This is a genomic window from Salinifilum ghardaiensis (genome assembly GCF_054491345.1).
The window spans coordinates 3,586,432-3,605,529 of record NZ_CM137101.1 but is presented as its reverse complement, the minus strand read 5'-3'; the positions used below and the strand labels follow the sequence as shown (position 1 = coordinate 3,605,529).

Below are 19,098 nucleotides of genomic sequence, written 5' to 3'. Positions count from 1 at the left end.
GCGCCCCGCTCCGCTCGGGGTGGATCCGTCCGACAGAATGGCGCGCGTGACCGACAGCGATGCGCAACTGCGCGAGTGGATGGTGCGGACCGCCGAGGAGCACGGGACCGCGGTGCTGCACGTGGCGGGCGACGACTCCGGCGCTCCGTTCGCCTTCTCCGCGGGGGTGTGGCGCCGGTTCGGCAGGCCCGAGGTCGTGGTCATCGGGCTGCCCCGCGACGTGGCGCACTCGGTGATCAACACCTACGCCCGCCGCGTCGCCGCCGGGGAGCGGTTCGTCCCCGGGCAGCTGTACGAGGGCTTCCTCAACGGGCTGCCGGTGGTGGTGGAGAACGTGGCGCACGGGCACTACCCGCAGTTCCTCGGCAGTGCCATGCTGCTCTACGAGGGCGACGACTTCCCCGCCGTCCAGCTCGTCGTGGCCTCCCCGGACGGCAAGTTCCCCTGGCAGGACGACGCGCCGGGCGGCTTCGCCGCCTACCAGCCGGTGCTCACCGGGAGCGGAGCCCCGGAGAGCTGGACACCCGGCGTCACCGGTCCGTGAACCGAGCGCCGCGGGGTGCGTTCGCGGCGGCTCGCGTGCGAGCGGGCCGTGGGCGCCCGGGCGGCTGCGGCTGCTGCACGTGGACGCGCCGCACGCGGGTGCGCCGACCTGCCGCGCCGGTGCGCGGCAGGTGCGTGCAGGAGCGCGGCAGCGCGCCCGGCGCTCCGGTGGTGCAGGGCATCGGCGGCGCAGGGTTCCGGCGGCGCAGGGATCCGGTGGTGCAGGGCCCCGGTGGTGCAGGGCCCCGGGGAAGCGGCCGCGCAGGGCCGGAGTGTCGGGAGGGGTGCGACGCGCCCCGTCCGGTAGGGTTCGAACGGACGTTCCCGGTGGCAGTGAGTAGGTGCGGTGTGCGGGTGTTGGGGATCGATCCCGGGCTGACCCGGTGCGGGCTCGGCGTCGTGGACAGCGGGCGCGGTCGCCAGGTGGAGTGCGTCGCGGTCGACGTCGCGCGCAGCTCCGCCGAGTCCGAGCTCGCCGACCGCCTGCTGGGCATCAGCCGGGCGGTCGAGCACTGGCTCGACACCTACGGTCCGGAGGTCGTCGCGGTGGAGCGCGTGTTCAGCCAGCACAACGTGCGCACCGTCATGGGCACGGCGCAGGTCTCCGGCGTGGTCGCGCTCGCGGCGGCGCAGCGCCAGGTGCCCGTGGCGTTCCACACGCCCAGCGAGGTCAAGGCCGCCATCAGCGGTTCGGGCCGCGCGGGCAAGGACCAGGTCACCACGATGGTCACGCGGGTGCTCGGGCTGAGCAGCAAGCCGAAGCCGGCCGACGCCGCGGACGCGCTGGCGCTGGCGGTCTGCCACGCCTGGCGGTCGCCGATGACGGGGCGGCTCGCGAGCGCCGAGGCCGAGGCCGCGCGCATGGCGCGCAACCACCGGGCGCGGCTGCAGCAGGCGGCCCAGCGCGGCGGGCAGTCGGGCACCACCGAGCGGCAGACGAAAGGATTCCGACCATGATCGCCTCCGTGCGCGGGCCGGTCCTGTCCGTGGGGCTGGACCACGCCGTGATCGAGGTCCAGGGCGTCGGCTACGCCGTGCACGCGACGCCCGCGACGCTGGCGGGGCTGCGGCGTGGTGAGGAGGCCCGGCTGTGGACCGCGCTGATCGTCCGCGAGGACTCGCTGACCCTGTACGGCTTCGCCGACCCCGGGGCTCGCGACCTGTTCACGCTGCTGCAGACCGCTTCCGGCGTGGGGCCGCGGCTGGCGCTGGCCGCGCTGGCCGTGCTCGCGCCGGAGCAGCTCAGCGACGCCATCGCCGACGGCAACATCACCACCCTCACCCAGGTGCCCGGTGTGGGGAAGAAGAGCGCTGAGCGCCTCGTGCTGGAATTGCGGGACAAGGTCGGCGCGGTCGCCGGCACCGCACCGGTCGGCGAAGGTGCGCAACAGCTGCGCACCGAGGTCTCCGAGGCCCTCGTGGGGTTGGGCTTCTCGGCCAAGCAGGCCGAGCAGAGCGTGCAGGCCGTGCTCGACGAGACCGACGGGGAGGCGGACACGGCCACGGTGCTGCGCCGGGCGCTGACCACCCTCGGGCCGAGCTAGTCCGGGCCGGCGGCGGTGCCGCGCGGCTCGGCGACCCGCCCCGGCAACACCGACACGTTTCCTGGACGGAGGGCGATGTACCAGGACGATCCGGCTGGTCAGGAAGCAACCGGGCAGGACGCGCCCGAAGCGGGCGACGCGGGGGAGGCCGGCGGTTCCGTGGCGCTCACGCCGCACCAGCAGCCCGCCGAGCACGAGCTCGAAGCGAGCCTGCGACCGCGGCACCTCTCCGAGTTCGTCGGGCAGCCGCGGGTGCGCGAGCAGCTGGAGCTCGTGCTGCACGGGGCCGTGCGGCGCGGTGACCAGCCGGACCACGTGCTGTTCTCCGGGCCGCCCGGGCTGGGCAAGACGAGCTTGGCCATGATCATCGCCTCCGAGCTGGGGGCCTCGATCCGCGTGTCCTCCGGCCCGGCGCTGGAGAAGCCCGGCGACCTGGCCGCGATGCTGTCGAACCTCACCGCGGGCGACGTGCTGTTCATCGACGAGATCCACCGGATCGCCCGCCCGGCCGAGGAGATGCTCTACCTGGCCATGGAGGACTACCGGGTGGACGTGGTCGTCGGGAAGGGCCCCGGGGCGACGAGCATCCCGCTGGAGCTGGCGCCGTTCACCCTGGTCGGCGCGACGACCCGCTCCGGTGCGCTGACCGGTCCGCTGCGCGACCGGTTCGGCTTCACCGCGCACATGGAGTACTACGCGCCCGCCGAGCTCGACCAGGTGCTGCGCCGCTCGGCGGGCATCCTCGGCGTGGAGCTGCGCGAGGACGGGGCCGCCGAGATCGCGCGCCGCTCGCGCGGCACGCCGCGCATCGCGAACCGGCTGCTGCGGCGCGTGCGCGACTACGCCGAGATCCGCGCGGACGGCGTGGTCACCCTCGGAGTGGCGCGCGCGGCGCTGGAGGTCTACGACGTCGACGAGGTCGGGCTGGACCGGCTCGACCGCGCGGTGCTCGGTGCGCTGGTGCGTTCCTTCCACGGCGGCCCCGTGGGGATCTCCACCCTGGCGGTGGCCGTGGGGGAGGAGTCGAGCACGGTGGAGGAGGTGTGTGAGCCGTACCTCGTCCGCGTAGGCTTGCTGGCACGCACGCCACGGGGGCGTGTGGCAACGGTGGCCGCCTGGCGGCACCTCGGTCTCACCGCCCCGGACCACGCTCCGGGGGAGGCGACGCCGAGCCTGTTCGAGGAGTGACGCAGCGCCCGCTCGCGGGGCGGTGCGGAGCGGGTCTTCGAAAACTCCGGGTGTTTCCGGCACACTGAGGAGTTGGACATCCGCGCAATTCGGACCGGTGCTCGGTTGAGGTCGGGGCGGTCCGGAACGTGTTCGCTGAACAACGTGTTCGCTGAACGGAGCATCATGGAATTCCTTCCCATCGTCCTGATCCTCGCGATCGGTCTCATGCTGTTCTTCCAGGTCCGCAAGCAGAAGAAGGCCATGGCGGACCAGCAGAAGCTGCAGAACTCGCTCACCGTCGGTGACCGGGTCATGACGACCTCCGGGGTGTACGGCACGATCACCGCCACCGCCGAGGACACGGTGGACCTCGAGCTCGCGCCCGGTGTGACCACCACCTGGCTGCGCCAGGCGGTTCGCCAGAAGGCGAACGAGGAGCAGACCGAGGCGGCGGACTCGTCGGAGCAGGACTCCGCGGACGACGCGTCGGAGGCGAGCACCGAGTCGAACGCGCAGTTCGCCGAGCCGATCGAGAACCGGAAGAACTGACCCGGCGCACGGTCCCGGGAGCGCTGCTGCGAGCTCCCGGGCCGCGCGTGCCGCGGGGGCGCCGCCTCGCCGTTGTCCGCGAAACCCGCTGCGTCCCCCCTGTCTTCTCCGTCGTTTCCGCTGCGTAACCCCTGCGCACGCGGTGTGCGCACCCGGGGGGAGGGGTGCGGCGGAACCCTGTCAGACTGGTGCCACGCGGTCTCCCGGCGTCGGTGTGCGTGACGCGGGTGGACCGCTTGCTTCTGCCATCCGCGTGAACAGGAGACCGAGAAACCGTGACACCTCCGGCCGGTCACATCCGCCCAGGGCGTTATCTCGCGGTTTTCGCGCTGATCGTCGCGGTCCTGTACTCGTTGGTGTTCTTCACCGGGGACCGGGAGCCGTCTCCCGAGCTCGGCATCGATCTGCAGGGCGGAACCCGCGTGACGTTGACCGCGCAGACCCCCACGGGGGAGCCGCCGAGCAACGAGTCGCTGGACCAGGCCCGCCAGATCATCGAGACGCGGGTCAACGGCATGGGCGTCAGCGGTTCCGAGGTGACCCGGGACGGCAACAACCTCGTCATCACGGTCCCCGGCGAGGGCGGTGAGCAGGCGCGCCAGCTCGGGCAGACCGCCAAGCTCGAGATCCGCCGCGTCGCCCAGGCCGTGCCGAACCCGCAGCAGCAACAACAGCAACAGCAGCAACAGCAGCCGCAGAACGCGGGCGGGGCGCCGGAGCGGATCGCCGAGGCGAAGAAGACGCGGCAGAGCACCGACCCGAACGTGCTGCGGCAGGCCGTCCAGAACCTGGACTGCAACGCGCCCGATCCGCTGCGCGGGCACGCCGACCCGGCGAAGCCGCTGGTGACCTGCGAGCGGGACGGCAGCGCCAAGTACGTCCTGGAGCCGGTGCTGCTCGAGGGCGAGCAGATCGAGGACGCCCAGGCGAGCGCCCCGAGCCAGCAGGATCCGCAGTGGAGCGTGAACCTGCGGTTCAAGCCCGAGGGCGCCCAGAAGTGGGGCCAGTTCACCGCGGCCAACCAGGGCAAGCAGGCCGCGTTCGTGCTCGACAGCGAGGTGGTGTCCGCACCGCGGATCCAGGCGGCCTCCAGCGCGCGCACGCAGATCACGGGCCAGTTCAACCAGGAGTCGGCCACGGAACTCGCCGACATGCTCAAGTACGGCTCGCTGCCGCTGGCGTTCAAGCAGTCCGAGGCGCAGACCGTTTCGCCCACGCTCGGGGTGACCTCGCTGAAGGCGGGACTCATCGCCGGCGGCATCGGGCTGGCCTTCGTCGCCGTGTACTGCCTGCTCTACTACCGCCTGCTCGGCGTGCTCACCGTGCTGTCGCTGGTGCTGTCCGGCGCCGTGGTCTACGGGGCGCTCGTGCTGCTGGGGCGGTGGATCGGTTTCACCCTGGACCTGGCGGGCGTGGCCGGGTTCATCATCGCCATCGGCATCACCGCGGACTCGTTCATCGTGTTCTTCGAACGCATCAAGGACGAGATACGCGAGGGCCGCACGTTCCGCTCCGCCGTCCCGCGGGCCTGGGAGCGGGCGCGCCGCACGATCCTCGCCTCGGACGCGATCAGCGTGATGGCCTCGGTCGTGCTCTACATCCTCGCCGTCGGCGAGGTGAAGGGCTTCGCCTTCACCCTGGGCATGTCGACCGTACTGGACCTGATCGTCGTGTTCCTGGTCACGCACCCGCTGGTGGCGTGGGCGTCGCGGAAGAGAGCCCTGTCCAAACCCGGCGTGACCGGTCTGGGCGCGGTGCAGCGGATCGCCGCCGCCGACCGCGGACAGCGCAGGCGGACCGCGAACACCAAGGAGGCGTGAGGTGACGACCCCCGGCACCGAGACGACAGCGAGCGAGCAGGCGTCCGCGCGTCGTGGCTCCGTGCTCCACCGGCTCCACACCGGCACCGGCGCCTTCGACATCGTCGGGCGGCGCCGCCGGTGGTTCCTCGCGCTGGGACTGATCGTGGTGATCTGCCTGGCGGGCATCGGCCTGCGCGGGTTCAACCTCGGCATCGACTTCGTCGGCGGCACGCAGATCACGGTGCCCGCCACCGGCGACAACGGGCGGATCACCACCGAGCAGGTCGAGGACGGCTACCGGGACGCCCTGGGCCACCCCGCGGAGAAGGTCCAGGTCGTCGGCGCGGGCGGCAACCAGACGATCGAGCTCCAGTCGGGGACGCTGAACACCGAGCAGACCAGCCGGGTCAAGGACGCGCTGTTCGAGCAGCTGCGCCCGCACAACGCGCAGGGCAGCGCCGACCGGCAGGTGATCAGCGACAGCGCGGTCAGCGGCACGTGGGGCGGCGAGATCACCCGGCAGGCGGTCATCGCCCTGGTGGTCTTCCTCGCGCTGGTCTCGGCGTTCCTGGTCTTCTACTTCGAGCGGTGGATGGCCGTCAGCGCCGTGATCGCGCTGCTGTACGACCTGACGGTCACGGCCGGCGTGTACTCGTGGACCGGTTTCGAGGTCAGCCCGGCCACGGTGATCGGTCTGCTGACGATCCTCGGCTACTCGCTGTACGACACGGTCGTCGTCTTCGACAAGGTGAGGGAGAACACCCGCGGCCTGCTCGGCGTGAACCGCCGCACCTACGGCGAGGCGGCCAACCTCGCGATCAACCAGACGCTGATGCGCTCGATCAACACCTCGCTCGTCGGTCTGCTGCCGGTGCTCGGCCTGCTCATCGTCGGTGCGTGGCTGTTCGGCGTGGACGTGCTGCGCGACCTCGGCCTGGTGCAGGGAGTGGGCATGTTCGTCGGCACGTTCTCCTCGGTGCTGCTGGCGGCTCCGCTGCTGGTGACGTTCAAGATGCGCGAGACGCGGTACCGCGAGCACGCCGAGAAGGTGATGCAGCGGCGCGGGCGATCCGCCGGCGACGGGGGGACCGGTGCCGGGGGGACCGGCGGCACCCGGTCCGCCCCGAACGAGGCCGAGTCCGGAGGGGTCCCGGCCGCGGTGAACGTCACCGGCGGTGGTGCCGGCATCGCGTCGGGCAGCGGTGGCGCGTCCGGCAGCGGCGGATCCGGCAGCGGCGGAGCCGCGAGGGGCGCGGCGGGCAAACCGCGCCCGGGCCGCAAGCCCGCCGGCAAGGCCGGCAGGTCCGGTCAGGCGAAGCCCACGGGCAAGGCGAACCGGTCGTCCGGCAGGCGCCGCCGGTGAGAGCGAGCCGGAGCGGGAGCGAGACGGGTGTGACCGCGTGATGCGGCTGACGGAGGACGCCGCGGCGGCGGGCGGCGCCGGGGAGCTGCGGCGGGCCGCCGCGCTGGTCCGCGAGGTCCCGGACTTCCCGGAACCGGGGGTGCTCTTCCGCGACATCAGCCCGGTGCTCGCCGACGCGCGCGCCCTGGAGGCGATCGTGCGCGAACTGGGCGGCGGTGCGGAGTTCGACCTGGTGGCCGGGGTGGAGGCGCGCGGGTTCCTCGTCGGGGCCGCCGTGGCGCACGCCTCCGGCACCGGCGTGGTCGGGCTGCGCAAGCCCGGCAAGCTGCCCGAGGTGGCCGATCGCGTCGACTACGAGCTCGAGTACGGGCAGGCCTCGCTCGAACTGCCCGCGGGCGCGCTGCGTTCCGGCCAGCGGGTGCTCGTGGTCGACGACGTGCTGGCGACCGGTGGGACCCTGGCCGCCGGTGCCGAGCTGGTCCGCCGGGCGGGGGCTTCGGTCGCGGGCCTGGCGGTCGTGCTCGAGCTGAGCGCGCTGGGCGGGCGCGCGCGGTTCGGCGCGCACCCGCCGCACGCCCTGTTCAGCGTGTGAGCCCGCGCTGCGCGGGGGCGCCGGCGGGGCCGCTCATCGTCGCAGGGGCGGGGTGCGGCTGATCGGCGCGGGCGAAGTGGCGCTGTCGTTCGCAGCGGTGCGGGACCGTTCGCCGGAACACGCGTGTGGCCGGGGAAGGTCACCGCGGTGAACGGCGTTATTCTCAATGCCCGGGCCGTTACGACCGACCCGGGCCGAACGCCATAGTCGCCAGTGCCTCGGGAGCGTGCGGTGAGTCAACACGTGGAGTCCCCCGCTTCGTCCGAATCGGCTGCGCAGCCGCGCGGTGCCTCCGCGACCCGCCGGGTGCGCGCCCGGTTGGCGCGGAGGATCACGGCGCAGCGCGCCACCCCGGTCAAGCAGGTCCTGGAGCCGCTGGCCGCGGTGCACCGCGAGGTGCACCCGCAGGCCGACCTGGGCGTGCTGCAGCGCGCCTACGACACCGCGGCCCACGCGCACCGCCACCAGCAGCGCAAGTCCGGTGATCCGTACATCACGCACCCGCTGGCGGTGGCGACGATCCTCGGCGAGCTGGGCATGGACACGACCACGCTGGTGGCCGGTCTGCTGCACGACACGGTCGAGGACACCGAGTACTCGCTGGACAAGCTCACCGCCGACTTCGGCGAAGAGGTCGCCCACCTGGTCGACGGGGTGACCAAGCTGGACAAGGTCAAGCTGGGGCAGGCTGCGGAGGCCGAGACCATCCGCAAGATGGTCATCGCCATGGCCCAGGACCCGCGGGTGCTGGTGATCAAGCTGGCCGACCGGCTGCACAACATGCGCACGATGCGCTTCCTGCCGCCGGAGAAGCAGGCCACCAAGGCCCGCGAGACCCTCGAGGTGCTGGCGCCGCTGGCGCACCGGCTGGGCATGGCCACGATCAAGTGGGAGCTGGAGGACCTCGCCTTCGCGATCCTGCAGCCCAAGAAGTACGACGAGATCGTGCGCCTGGTCGCCAACCGGGCGCCGTCGCGGGACACGTACCTGCGCACTGTCATCGACGAGCTGTCCGGCCACCTCGACGCGGCCAAGCTGTCGGCGAAGGTCGAGGGGCGGCCGAAGCACTACTACTCGATCCACCAGAAGATGATCATGCGCGGTCGGGACTTCGACGACATCCACGACCTCGTGGGCGTGCGCATCCTGGTGGACGAGCTGCGCGACTGCTACGCGGCCATGGGCGTGGTGCACGCGCTGTGGCAGCCGATGCCGGGGCGGTTCAAGGACTACATCGCCCAGCCGCGCTTCGGCGTCTACCAGTCGCTGCACACGACCGTGATCGGCCCGGAGGGCAAGCCGCTTGAGGTGCAGATCCGCACCCACGAGATGCACCGCACCGCCGAGTACGGCATCGCGGCGCACTGGCGCTACAAGGAGACGCGGGGGCGCAACGGCAGCGGCGGGCAGGCCGGCGTCGAGGTCGACGAGATGGCCTGGATGCGGCAGCTGCTCGACTGGCAGCGGGAGGCCGCCGACCCGGGAGAGTTCCTCGAGTCGCTGCGCTACGACCTGGCCACCCGCGAGATCTTCGTGTTCACCCCGAAGGGCGATGTGATCACGCTGCCCTCCGGCTCGACCCCGGTGGACTTCGCGTACGCGGTGCACACCGAGGTGGGGCACCGCTGCATCGGGTCCCGCGTCAACGGCCGCCTCGTCGCGCTCGAGCGCAAGCTGGAGAACGGCGAGGTCGTCGAGATCTTCACCTCCAAGGCCGAGGGGTCCGGGCCGAGCCGCGACTGGCTCTCGTTCGTCGCCTCGCCGCGGGCGAAGACGAAGATCAAGCAGTGGTTCGCCAAGGAGCGCCGCGAGGAGGCGATCGAGAACGGCAAGGAGTGGATCACCAAGGAGGTGCGCCGGCTGGGCATGCCGGTGCAGCGCCTGGTCTCCTCCGAGTCGCTCGGCGCCGTCGCCAAGGAGATGCACTACGTCGACGTGACCGCGCTGTACGCGGCGGTCGGGGAGCGCCAGGTCTCGGCGCACCACCTCGTGCAGCGGCTGGTGTCGCTCATCGGCGGGCCGGAGCAGGCCGCGGACGAGGTCGCCGAGCGCGCCACGCCCTCCACGCTGCAGGGCCAGCGGCGGATCTCCGGCGACTCCGGCGTGGTCGTGCAGGGAACCGGCGACGTGTGGGCGAAGCTCGCCCGCTGCTGCACCCCGGTGCCCGGCGACGACATCCTCGGATTCGTCACCCGCGGCGGCTACGTCAGCGTGCACCGCACCGACTGCACCAACGCCGATGACCTGCGCAGCAAACCGGAGCGGCTGGTCGACGTGCACTGGGCGCCCTCGGCGTCCTCGGTGTTCCTCGTGGCCATCCAGGTGGAGGCGCTGGACCGGCACCGCCTGCTGTCGGACGTGACCAAGGTGCTCGCCGACGAGCGCGTGAACATCCTGTCGGCCTCGGTGACCACCTCCAACGACCGGGTGGCGGTCAGCCGCTTCTCGTTCGAGATGGGTGATCCGAAGCACCTCGGCCACGTGCTCAAGGCCGTGCGCAACATCGAGGGCGTCTACGACGTCTACCGCGTCACCTCGGCGACCTGAGCGGGAACGTCCGCCCCGGCCCCCAGCGCCTGCTGGTCGGGCAGCGCCTGCTGGTCGGAGCGGGCGAACACCACGTAGCCGCCCACGACGGCCGCGGCGACGATGATCGCGGTGACCACCAGCGTCGCGACCCGCCGCCGGCGCGTGCGCTCGGCCTGCCGCTGCAGCTGGTTCCGCAGCTTGCGCTTGGCCTCCTGGCGTCGCTGCTCGTTGCCGCGTTCGGGCTCGCCGTCGTGTTCGGGCTCGCCGTCGTGTTCGGGATCCCTGCCGCGTTCGGGCTCGCTGTCGTGCTCGGGCTCGGTCACGTGCACCTCCGGCGAACGTGGTGATCTTCATCCGGAAGTGTAGGGGTCGGGTGCTGTCCGGTATGTGCGCGGTACCGCCCGTCGCCGGGGGCCGCCCCCGCCGGGCGATACTCTAGGGTGGCTTCGGTTCCCGGCTGCCGCGTGCACCGCACACCGCCCCGGGTCCGCCCACCTTGACCGCGGAGAACGAGAAGGGACCGGCTGGCGTGCTAGTGCTGGGATTCCCCGTCGGACCGCTGCAGGCCAACTGCTACGTGCTCGCCGCCTCCGACGACGCCCCGTGCGTCGTGATCGACCCCGGGCAGGGCGCGGCGGAGGAGTTGGACGCGCGACTGGCCGAGCACCGGCTCGCCCCGGCGGGCGTGCTGCTCACGCACGGCCACTTCGACCACGTGCTCTCCGCGGGCGAGGTCTGCGACCGCTACTCCGTCCCGGCGTGGATCCACCCCGAGGACCGGTACATGCTCGCCGACCCGGCGGCGGCGCTCGGCCCGATGGGCGCGCAGCTGTTCGGGGAGGACTTCGCCGCCCACCCGCCGAAGGACGTGCGCGAGGCGGCCGCGGGCACGCGGCTCGACCTCGCCGGGTTGCGCATCGACGTGCTGCACACCCCCGGCCATACCGGCGGTGCGGTCGTGTACGGCGTGGAGACCGCCGAAGGCGGGCACCTGCTGTTCACCGGCGACACGCTGTTCGCCGGTGCGATCGGCCGCACCGACCTGCCCGGTGGCGATCACAGCGCCATCCTGCGCTCCCTGCACACCTCGCTGCTGGCGATGCCCGACGAGGCCGTCGTCCTGCCCGGGCACGGGCCGACGAGCACGGTCGGTCAGGAACGCGCGGGCAACCCGTTCCTGCAGGACGCCCCGGGCACGTGCCGGCACACCGACGAGAACTGAGGCACGATGAGCACATTCACCGCCCCGAAGGGCATCCCGGAGTACTACCCGCCGCGGTCGGCGGCGTTCCTGACCGTGCGCGACACGCTCGCCGACGCCGCGCGCCGCGCCGGCTACGGCTACCTGGAACTGCCGGTGTTCGAGGACACCACCCTGTTCGCCCGCGGCGTCGGCGAGGCCACCGACGTCGTGGCGAAGGAGATGTACACCTTCCCCGACCGCGGCGGCCGCTCGGTGACGCTCCGCCCGGAGGGCACGGCCGGGGTGATGCGCTCGGTCATCGAGAACGGCCTGGACAAGGGGCAGCTGCCGGTGAAGCTGCAGTACGCCGGCCAGTTCTTCCGCTACGAGCGCCCCCAGGCCGGGCGGTACCGGCAGCTGCAGCAGGTCGGGGTCGAGGCGGTCGGTATCGACGACCCGGCCTTGGACGCCGAGGTCATCGCCATCGCCGACGAGGCCTACCGGCGGCTCGGCCTCACCGGTTACCGCATCGAGCTCACCTCGCTCGGCGACAGCACCTGCCGCCCGGCCTACCGGGCGAAGCTGCTGGAGTTCCTGCGCGGGCTGCCGCTCGACGAGGAGACGCAGCAGCGGGCGGAGCTGAACCCGCTGCGCGTGCTCGACGACAAGCGCCCCGAGGTGCGCGAGCTGCTCGCCGACGCGCCGCTCATGGTCGACCACCTGTCGGCCTCGGCCGAGGAGCACTACCAGCAGGTCAAGCAGCACCTGACCGACCTGGGCGTGCCGTTCGCCGAGAACCCGCGGCTGGTGCGCGGTCTGGACTACTACACGAAGACGACGTTCGAGTTCGTGCACGACGGGCTCGGCGCCCAGTCGGGCATCGGCGGCGGTGGCCGCTACGACGGCCTCATGGCCGAGCTCGGCGGCGGGGAGTACTCCGGTGTCGGGTTCGGCCTGGGCGTGGACCGCACGTTGCTGGCCTGCGAGACCGAGGGACTGGACATCGGGGACACCGCGCACTGCGACGTGTACTGCGTGCCGCTCGGCGAGGAGGCCAAGCGGCGGCTGGTGGTCGTCGCCGGGCAGCTGCGCCGCGCCGGGATCCGCGTGGACATGTCCTACGGGGGCAGGGGGCTGAAGGGCGCGATGAAGGCGGCCGGCCGCTCCGGTGCGCGGTTCGCCCTCGTGCTCGGCGAACGCGACCTCGCCGCGGGCACCGCGCAGCTCAAGGAGCTCGACAGCGGCGAGCAGCGCCCGGTGGAGCTGGAGACCGCGCGCGACGAGGTGGTCGGCGCGCTCGCGGAGGTGCGATGAGTGCCGCCGAGGAAGCGGTGCCGCTGAACCTGCTGGACCGCTCGGTCATCCGGGCCCGCGCGCGCAACGTCGCCATCGCCGCGGTGGTCGTCGGGGCGGCGCTGGGCGGGATCATCGGTCTGTTCGCCGGACCGCTCGGCTTCGTCGTGCCCTTCGCGGTCGTGGTGGTGCCGCTGCTGCTGCTCGCGCTGACCGAGGCGCGCAGGGACACGTCGCTGCGCGGCACCGAGGTGCGGGTGCGCGCGCTCGGCACGCGCGTGGTCGACCTGGCGCGGGCGAGCAAGATCGACCTGCTGGTCACCGACGTGCGCGGGGCGCGCACGATCAGCCTGCTGGTCACAGGGCCGCCGAAGAACAAGACGGTGACCGCCGCGCTGGCGATGTACGCCGGGACCGGCGGGCGCGAGCTGGACATCTTCGCGCTGCGCCAGATCGCCGACACGCTGGCGGGGATCGGCACGGCGCAGGCGCTGGTGCTGTCCGACCTGATCGTGGCCCAGCTGCGGGCGGAGGCCCGGGGCGACGCGGCGGCGGAGCGCCCGCTGTACCGCCTCGGCTCGATGGCCCCGGAAGGCCGCGTGGCGCAGAAGCTCGACCCGAGCGCGGTGGCCCGGTTCGTCGCCACGTTGGACGGGTAGGCGCTGAGCTTCGGCGGCTTGCCGGAGTGGTTGCTGGGCAGAACCTCCGGTGCGGTTCAGCGCGGTGGTGCCCGCGGCGGACGCGGGGTCTGCGCGGTGGCGCTCCGCGCCGCCGCGATCGCACCCGCCCGGGCGGTCAGCACAGCGGGGTGCGGGCGGTGCGCGCCGGCTGCGGACCCGCTGCTGACCACGGCCGCGGCGAGCGCGGTGGTGATGGGCACCGCGGCGATGATGCCGATGCTGCCGACGAGGGTGCGCACCGCTTCCTGGGCGACGTCCTGCGAGGTCGCGATCGTGCGGAAGCCGCTGCCGGAGAGGCTGTAGGCCAGCAGCAGCGGCAGCGCCGCACCGGCGTAGGCCAGCACCAGGGTGTTGACCGAGGACGCGACGTGGTCGCGGCCGATGCGCAGCGCGGCGCGGTACAGCTCCCGCCAGCTCAGCCGGGGGTTGGCCTCGTGCAGCTCCCACACCGCGCTGGTCTGGGTGACGGTGACGTCGTCGAGCACGCCGAGCGCGCCGATGACGATCCCGGCCAGCAGCAGGCCCCGCGCGTCGATCGGCGCGTTCAGCGCCCCGACGAGCTGGGTGGTCTCCTCGTCGAGGCCGGTCAGCCGCGTCGCGCCGGAGAACACCGCGCTGAGCAGGCCGATGAGGCCCAGGCTCGCGATGGTGCCGAGCACGGCTGTGGAGGTGCGCGCGGACAGACCGTGCGCCAGGTACAGCACCGCGAACATGATCACCCCGGAGGCCACCAGCGCCACCAGCAGCGGGTCGCGCCCGGCGAGGATCGCGGGCAGGGCGAAGCCGATGAGGACGGCGAAGCTCACCCCGATGCCCAGCAGCGAGCGCAGCCCCTTCCACCGGGCGAGCACGAGCACCGCGGCGGCGAACAACCCGACGAGCGCGAGCAGGCCGTGGTCGCGCTGGAAGTCCACCACCTGGTAGGAGCCATCGCTGCTCGGCTCCGCGCCGGAGTAGGACAGCACGACGCGGTCGCCCGCGCCGAAGTGCGGCGTGCCGGGGCCGATCGGCATGACTTGCTCGATCGTCTCCCCGCCGGCGGGGCCGTCGGACATGGTCACGCGCAGCCGGGTGCAGTCCCCGGCGGAGCTGTCGGGGCCGCCGGTGCTGCTGAGCGTGCAGGAGCCGCTCTCGGCGGCGATGACCTCGCCGTGCACCGGTGAGGCGCCGAACCCCAGGTCCGCGCCGGACCGGGGGTGCTCGCCGAACGGGTGGAGCACGAGCACCCCGATCAGCGCGACCAGCAGCACCGGTCCGAGCACGGCGGTGAGCACTGCCCGCACGCGCGGGGAAGCGGGCGCGGCCGTGCCGTGTCCGTGGCCGTGACCCACGTTCGGTGCGGCGCTGTGCGCGGCCGGGGCGTGCGTCGCCGCGGCGTGCTCAGCGGCGGAGTGCTCGGCCGGCGAGTGCTCAGCGGGGGAGTCCGCCGGGGCGCCGGCGTCCGGGTGCGCTGCGTCCCGGTGCGCGGCGAACGGGTGCGGGGTGGGAGGTCGGGGCGGTCCGGACGGGTCTCGCTCGGGCACCCGGCCATTATGCGCCGGGGCGTTCAGCCGGTGATCGGGAACCGCAGCAGCGCGGCCACGCCGTCCCGCAGGCCGGTTCCGCCGGCGACGAGGGAGGCCTGCGAGTCGGTTTCCGCGCACTTCTGGAGCAGGTAGGCCTCCTGCTCGGCTTCGACCCCCTCCTCGAGCAGGAGCGTGTCCACCGCGCCCATCTCGGCGGCCTGCGCGACCTGCTCGGCCCCCTGCGCGGACCGCCCGTGCGCCAGCCCGGATTCCAGCCGCGCGGCGTTGTCGCTCCGGAGCTGTTCGTTCGCGTGCTGGGCGGTGCGCACCAGCTCCTGGGACAGCGTGCTCTCCGAAGCGCCCTCGTCGCGACCGCTGCGCTCGGTCTCGGCGAGGATCCCCGACAGGTCGGGCGGCAACTCATCGCGGAGCGTGGTGCGCGCCTGGGGGTCGCCGGCGAGGACGAGCACGTCCGGGCCGAAGCCGGCGGCCAGCTCGCTCGCGCGGGAGGCGATGTCCTTGGCGTTGCGGCCGAGGTTCTCATCGGCGTGCCGCTGGATCTGCTTGTGCGACAGCGCCTGGCCACGGGGCTTGTGCACACCGGTCTGCGCGCTGCCCTCCACGACTTCGGCGTCCACGTTCCGCGGGGTGTGCTGCTCGGCGACGACCGTCCGGCGGAGCTGGGCCCCTTCCTGGTCGGTGATCACGACGAGTTCCCGCACGGCGCGCGCCTGCTCGCGCACGTACGCCCCGAGCTCCGGCACGCTGGTCCAGTGCGCGGCGTCGCCGGTGCCGAGCGCGGCGTCCCACTGCTCGTCGAGCAGCACTCCCGAGTCGTTCGCCACGAGCACGCGCCCGTCGATCTGCGCCTCCCCGGCGGTCGACCCGGAGATGGCGCCGTCGAGGGCGTGCAGCGCAGCCTCGCTCGCCGGGTGGTACTGCAAGCGCTCCCGGAGGGCCTTCCAGCGCAGCCGGAGCTGCTCGTTCGCGTCCTCGGCGGGCGGGCGGCTCTCCAGGTACACCGTGGCGAACGGGCCTTCCCGGCCGTACACCTGCCGCAGCGGGGAGAGTTTCATCGTGTCCTCCCGGTTCGTCGAAGGTCCGAAGGTCGGCCGCCGCGTTCTGCTCCGCGCGGGTCACGTCGGCACGACCGGAACCACCCAGCCGTCGTCGGCCTGCGTCCACTCGGTGTCGGACCGCCGGGTCCAGCCGGCCGCGCGGAGCTCCGCGTCCGCCTGCGTCGGCTCGGTCACCTCCTCGGGCAGGTCCAGTTCGGTGACGGGAGCGCCCCGGTCGTCGCGGATGATCACCCGCGCGTAGGCGCCCGGTCCGGAGGTGACGAAGTGCGCGTTGTTCGCCATCGCGGTGGCTCACCTGCCTTTCCGGTGGTGCGTCCAGCCCCGCAGCGCTGCGGTCGCAGCCGCCGCGCTGCGGGGCGCGTCGGCAGTGCCGGTGGTCTACCCGGCGGCGCGGCGGCGATAAACCCGAGCAGCTCGCGCCGGCGGCGCGCGGTGGGCTGCCCGCCGGGGACATGCGCTGCGGGGATGCCTGCGGAGGTGCCGGACGGAGGTGCAGCGCGGCGACGGGGTGGCGGGTTGACGCGGACCCCACCCGGTCGCGCGATGTCGACCACCTCGACAGCTTTTCGACAACGTGTTCGAATGGGTGCATGCGCTGGGAACGGCAACGAGTCCACCCTCCTGTTCCGCCTCGGAGCGCGGAGCCCGGCACGACCGAGCCGGGCTCGACGGGCCCGGTTGCGGCTGGTTCAGCCGCAGCCGGGCCCGCGGCGAGCCCCGCTCCGACCGGCTCCGCCGCGGGAGCTGACGCGGGCGCAGCTGAAGTCGCTGCGCCAGGCTCCGCTGCGTCGGGCTCCGCTGCGTCGGGATCCACCGTGCCGGCCGGGCGGCCGGGGACCGCGGAGCTGCCCTTGGACGTACCGGACGCCGCGACATCGCAACCGGACCGGGCGGGTCGCCGCGCGGGGCTGCGGTTGCCCGATCCGGTTCCGATCGAGGCGGGGGAGCAGGACGCCTACGCCATCGAGATCCGCGCGAAGTCGATCCTCAACCGCGTGCCAGGCGCTTCGCGGGTGCCGTTCGAGTGGACGGTGAACCCGTACAGGGGTTGCACCCACGCGTGCCGCTACTGCTTCGCAAGACGCACGCACACCTACCTCGACCTGGACTCCGGCTACGACTTCGACAGCAAGATCGTGGTGAAGGTCAACGCGGGCGCGCTGCTGCGCCGCGAACTCGCCTCCCCGCGGTGGCGGGGCGATCCGGTCGCGCTGGGGACGAACACGGATCCGTACCAGCGGGTGGAGGGGCGCTACGGGCTCATGCGCGAGATCATCGCCGCGCTGCGGGACCGCGCGAACCCGTTCTCGATCCTCACCAAGGGCACGCTCGTGCTGCGGGACCTCGATCTCCTCCGCGAGGCGGCCGCGGTCACCTCGGTGTCCATGGCCGTGTCCATCGGCTCGGTGGACGAGCGGCTGTGGCGGCAGGTGGAGCCGGGCACGCCCTCGCCGCTGCGGCGCGTCGACGTGGTCCGGCGGTTCGCCGAGGCCGGCATCGGGTGTTCGGTGCTGATGGCGCCGATCCTGCCGGGGCTGACCGACGGGGAGGAGCACATCGAGGAGACCGTCGCCGCGCTGGCGCACGCGGGGGCTGCGAGCATCACGCCGATCGTGCTGCACCTGCGCTCGGGCGCCCGCGAGTGGTACCGCGAGTGGTTGCGGGAAGCGCACCCCGAGCTGCTGCCGCTGTACGCGCGGCTGTACGGCGACGGGGCGTACGCGCCGCAGTCGTACCAGCGCGAGGTGCTCGCGCGGGTGCGCGAGGCCGAACGGCGCCACGGGTGCGACCAGCAGGAGGGCGGGTCGCACCGCCAACCCGGTGAGGACTCGGCGGAGCGCGATGCCGCGGTCCGCGGGGGCGGGGCCGCGGAGGAGCCATCCCCTCCCGGCGCAGCGATTCAGGAGCAGCTCGCGCTGCTGTGAGCCCCGCGCGGCGGAATGTGCGAACCGGGTGTTCGCGGATCCATACCGGAATTCGGGGGGTCGGACGTCCCCGGAGCACTCCGGGGACGTCCGACCGGAAAAGAGCATGCGGCGGAACGTTGTTCGGGGTTTGGCGGAGTGCGACCGGCTCAGCGGCTGACCGGCACCTGGTTCGGGGTGTGCGCAGGTTGCCAGCTCGCGGAGACCACGCCCGGGCCGTAGTCGAGCTTCACCACGTGCCCGCGCCCGGAGGCGTCGACGTGCATCGGGCTCGGGTGCCCGGGCTCGTCCTCGCGCCCGTCGGAGACGCGGCTCGTGCACTGCCGCGGCGTGCGCTGCGGATCGAAGCACAGTTCGAGCAGGTACTGCCGCACGGGAAGCCGGAACACGCGGCGGAACTCGTGCGGGTCGCCTCGCGGTGCGGTCGGGGGATTGCGCACCTCGTACTCCATCAGCAGCGTCTCACCCGCGTTGAGGGCGTGCTCGAACAGCAACTCGGCCACGACGAGATCACGCGCGTGGTCGGTCAGCACCTGGCCCAAGTGGCACGAGCGCAACGGCCGGATCACCGCGGGGTTCTCCGCGCGCGAACCGCCGTCGAACATGACGACCCACCGGTCCACGCCGTCGGTCTCGGCGCGCACGAGCTTCTGCGTGTGCACCGTGGACTGGTACCCCTGGGCGTCGATGTGCACGCGGTCGTGGTGGCTCAGCCGCGTGAGCTCGTCGTCGTGGCTCGTGTCGATCTTCGTGAGCAGTTCCGAACCGCGCGTCTGCTCCGTCCACAGCGTGGAGGAGCTCGGGGTGCTCCTCGCGGAGCGGCGGTTGCGCCCGCGCGGACGGGGCGGCCCGACGAGGGCGAACAGCGATCCCTGGGGGACGGCCAGCACGTGCTCGAGCTGGCGCAGCGCCAGCAGGGAGTCCGGCCGTTCGGGGCGCCGCCGCCCGGACTGCCAGTAGCTCAGCGCGGTGATGCTCACCGGCGTGCCCCGCGCGCGCAGGTGGTGCTGGATGCGGTCCAGGCTCAGCCGGCTCTCCCGGATCGCGGCGCGCAGCGCCACGTCGAAGGGGCCGGTGCGCAGCAGTTCGGACAGTTCGGGGGAGGGGTTCGGGGAGTTCTGGTGCCGCACCGCTTTCGCGATGCCGCACCGGGATTCGGTATTCGGGGTTTCGAGATTCGGGCGGTTCATCGTGACTCCTCGTATCCGCCGCATGGCTCGACACGGTATTGCTGTGATCAATTCGGCGCAATCGAGGAATGCGCCCACAATTGCGGATTAAGGTGGTCATCGCCCTCCTTTAAGGTGCGAATAGGGTGGTGTTCGGCCGGCGCGGCGGGGT

At 72.9% G+C, this 19,098-nt stretch carries 18 protein-coding genes; 13 read left to right on the top strand and 5 right to left on the bottom strand.

What is annotated here, in order from left to right; all coding sequences use genetic code 11:
* Nucleotides 1-37 precede the first annotated feature (37 nt).
* The 9 genes from ACVGV0_RS16385 to ACVGV0_RS16345 all read left to right on the top strand — a co-directional run bounded on the left by ACVGV0_RS16385 (nucleotide 38) and on the right by ACVGV0_RS16345 (nucleotide 10,110).
* Complete coding sequence (locus ACVGV0_RS16385) at nucleotides 38-544, top strand: DUF4262 domain-containing protein (protein WP_459156562.1); 507 nt, start codon at nucleotides 38-40, stop codon at nucleotides 542-544.
* Nucleotides 545-891: 347 nt separating this feature from the next.
* Nucleotides 892-1,500, top strand: a complete 609-nt coding sequence (gene ruvC, locus ACVGV0_RS16380) for a crossover junction endodeoxyribonuclease RuvC (RefSeq protein WP_459156561.1) — start codon at nucleotides 892-894, stop codon at nucleotides 1,498-1,500.
* Nucleotides 1,497-2,087 carry a Holliday junction branch migration protein RuvA gene (gene ruvA, locus ACVGV0_RS16375; protein ID WP_459156560.1) on the top strand — a complete coding sequence of 197 codons (591 nt, stop codon included), beginning with the start codon at nucleotides 1,497-1,499 and terminating at the stop codon, nucleotides 2,085-2,087. The genes ruvC and ruvA overlap by 4 nt, the downstream gene beginning before the upstream one ends.
* A 75-nt stretch (nucleotides 2,088-2,162) precedes the next feature.
* Entirely contained in the window at nucleotides 2,163-3,275 is a 1,113-nt protein-coding gene (gene ruvB, locus ACVGV0_RS16370; RefSeq protein WP_459156559.1) for a Holliday junction branch migration DNA helicase RuvB, read from the top strand.
* A 165-nt stretch (nucleotides 3,276-3,440) separates the two neighbouring features.
* Nucleotides 3,441-3,806, top strand: a complete 366-nt coding sequence (gene yajC, locus ACVGV0_RS16365) for a preprotein translocase subunit YajC (RefSeq protein ID WP_459156558.1) — start codon at nucleotides 3,441-3,443, stop codon at nucleotides 3,804-3,806.
* Nucleotides 3,807-4,081: 275 nt separating this feature from the next.
* Nucleotides 4,082-5,626, top strand: a complete 1,545-nt coding sequence (gene secD, locus ACVGV0_RS16360; RefSeq protein ID WP_459156557.1) for a protein translocase subunit SecD — start codon at nucleotides 4,082-4,084, stop codon at nucleotides 5,624-5,626.
* A 1-nt stretch (nucleotide 5,627) separates the two neighbouring features.
* Nucleotides 5,628-6,971 carry a protein translocase subunit SecF gene (gene secF / locus ACVGV0_RS16355; protein WP_459156556.1) on the top strand — a complete coding sequence of 448 codons (1,344 nt, stop codon included), beginning with the start codon at nucleotides 5,628-5,630 and terminating at the stop codon, nucleotides 6,969-6,971.
* 40 nt (nucleotides 6,972-7,011) lie between these two features.
* Nucleotides 7,012-7,563: an adenine phosphoribosyltransferase gene (locus ACVGV0_RS16350; RefSeq protein ID WP_459160034.1), complete on the top strand. Its 552-nt coding sequence runs from the start codon at nucleotides 7,012-7,014 to the stop codon at nucleotides 7,561-7,563.
* A 231-nt stretch (nucleotides 7,564-7,794) separates the two neighbouring features.
* Entirely contained in the window at nucleotides 7,795-10,110 is a 2,316-nt protein-coding gene (locus ACVGV0_RS16345; protein ID WP_459156555.1) for a RelA/SpoT family protein, read from the top strand.
* On the opposite strand, the gene ACVGV0_RS16340 is transcribed toward ACVGV0_RS16345, so the two are convergent.
* On the bottom strand, nucleotides 10,086-10,415 hold the full coding sequence (locus tag ACVGV0_RS16340) for a hypothetical protein (RefSeq protein WP_459156554.1): 330 nt from the start codon (nucleotides 10,413-10,415) through the stop codon (nucleotides 10,086-10,088). The two genes, ACVGV0_RS16345 and ACVGV0_RS16340, sit on opposite strands and share 25 nt — an antisense overlap.
* Nucleotides 10,416-10,621: 206 nt before the next feature.
* On the opposite strand from ACVGV0_RS16340, the gene ACVGV0_RS16335 reads away from it, so the two are divergent.
* From ACVGV0_RS16335 to ACVGV0_RS16325, 3 genes are read left to right on the top strand one after another with little or no spacing between them, the layout of a single operon-like run.
* On the top strand, nucleotides 10,622-11,314 hold the full coding sequence (locus tag ACVGV0_RS16335; protein ID WP_459156553.1) for an MBL fold metallo-hydrolase: 693 nt from the start codon (nucleotides 10,622-10,624) through the stop codon (nucleotides 11,312-11,314).
* A gap of 6 nt (nucleotides 11,315-11,320) precedes the next feature.
* Nucleotides 11,321-12,589 (top strand): histidine--tRNA ligase, encoded by a 1,269-nt coding sequence (gene hisS / locus ACVGV0_RS16330; protein WP_459156552.1) that lies wholly within the window; start codon nucleotides 11,321-11,323, stop codon nucleotides 12,587-12,589.
* Entirely contained in the window at nucleotides 12,586-13,227 is a 642-nt protein-coding gene (locus ACVGV0_RS16325; RefSeq protein WP_459156551.1) for a hypothetical protein, read from the top strand. Before hisS ends, ACVGV0_RS16325 begins: the two co-directional genes overlap by 4 nt.
* A 56-nt stretch (nucleotides 13,228-13,283) precedes the next feature.
* Here ACVGV0_RS16325 and ACVGV0_RS16320 read toward each other — a convergent pair whose 3' ends face one another.
* From ACVGV0_RS16320 to ACVGV0_RS16310, 3 genes are read right to left on the bottom strand one after another with little or no spacing between them, the layout of a single operon-like run.
* Complete coding sequence (locus ACVGV0_RS16320) at nucleotides 13,284-14,771, bottom strand: YibE/F family protein (protein ID WP_459156550.1); 1,488 nt, start codon at nucleotides 14,769-14,771, stop codon at nucleotides 13,284-13,286.
* A 23-nt stretch (nucleotides 14,772-14,794) separates the two neighbouring features.
* Nucleotides 14,795-15,829: a baeRF2 domain-containing protein gene (locus ACVGV0_RS16315; RefSeq protein ID WP_459156549.1), complete on the bottom strand. Its 1,035-nt coding sequence runs from the start codon at nucleotides 15,827-15,829 to the stop codon at nucleotides 14,795-14,797.
* A 60-nt stretch (nucleotides 15,830-15,889) separates the two neighbouring features.
* Nucleotides 15,890-16,114, bottom strand: coding sequence for a hypothetical protein (locus tag ACVGV0_RS16310; protein ID WP_459156548.1), 225 nt, complete (start codon nucleotides 16,112-16,114; stop codon nucleotides 15,890-15,892).
* A 569-nt stretch (nucleotides 16,115-16,683) separates the two neighbouring features.
* Between ACVGV0_RS16310 and ACVGV0_RS16305 the strand changes: the two genes are divergently transcribed.
* Nucleotides 16,684-17,757, top strand: a complete 1,074-nt coding sequence (locus ACVGV0_RS16305) for an Rv2578c family radical SAM protein (RefSeq protein WP_459156547.1) — start codon at nucleotides 16,684-16,686, stop codon at nucleotides 17,755-17,757.
* A 149-nt stretch (nucleotides 17,758-17,906) separates the two neighbouring features.
* On the opposite strand, the gene ACVGV0_RS16300 is transcribed toward ACVGV0_RS16305, so the two are convergent.
* Nucleotides 17,907-18,947 (bottom strand): hypothetical protein, encoded by a 1,041-nt coding sequence (locus ACVGV0_RS16300; protein WP_459156546.1) that lies wholly within the window; start codon nucleotides 18,945-18,947, stop codon nucleotides 17,907-17,909.
* Nucleotides 18,948-19,098: the final 151 nt, after the last annotated feature.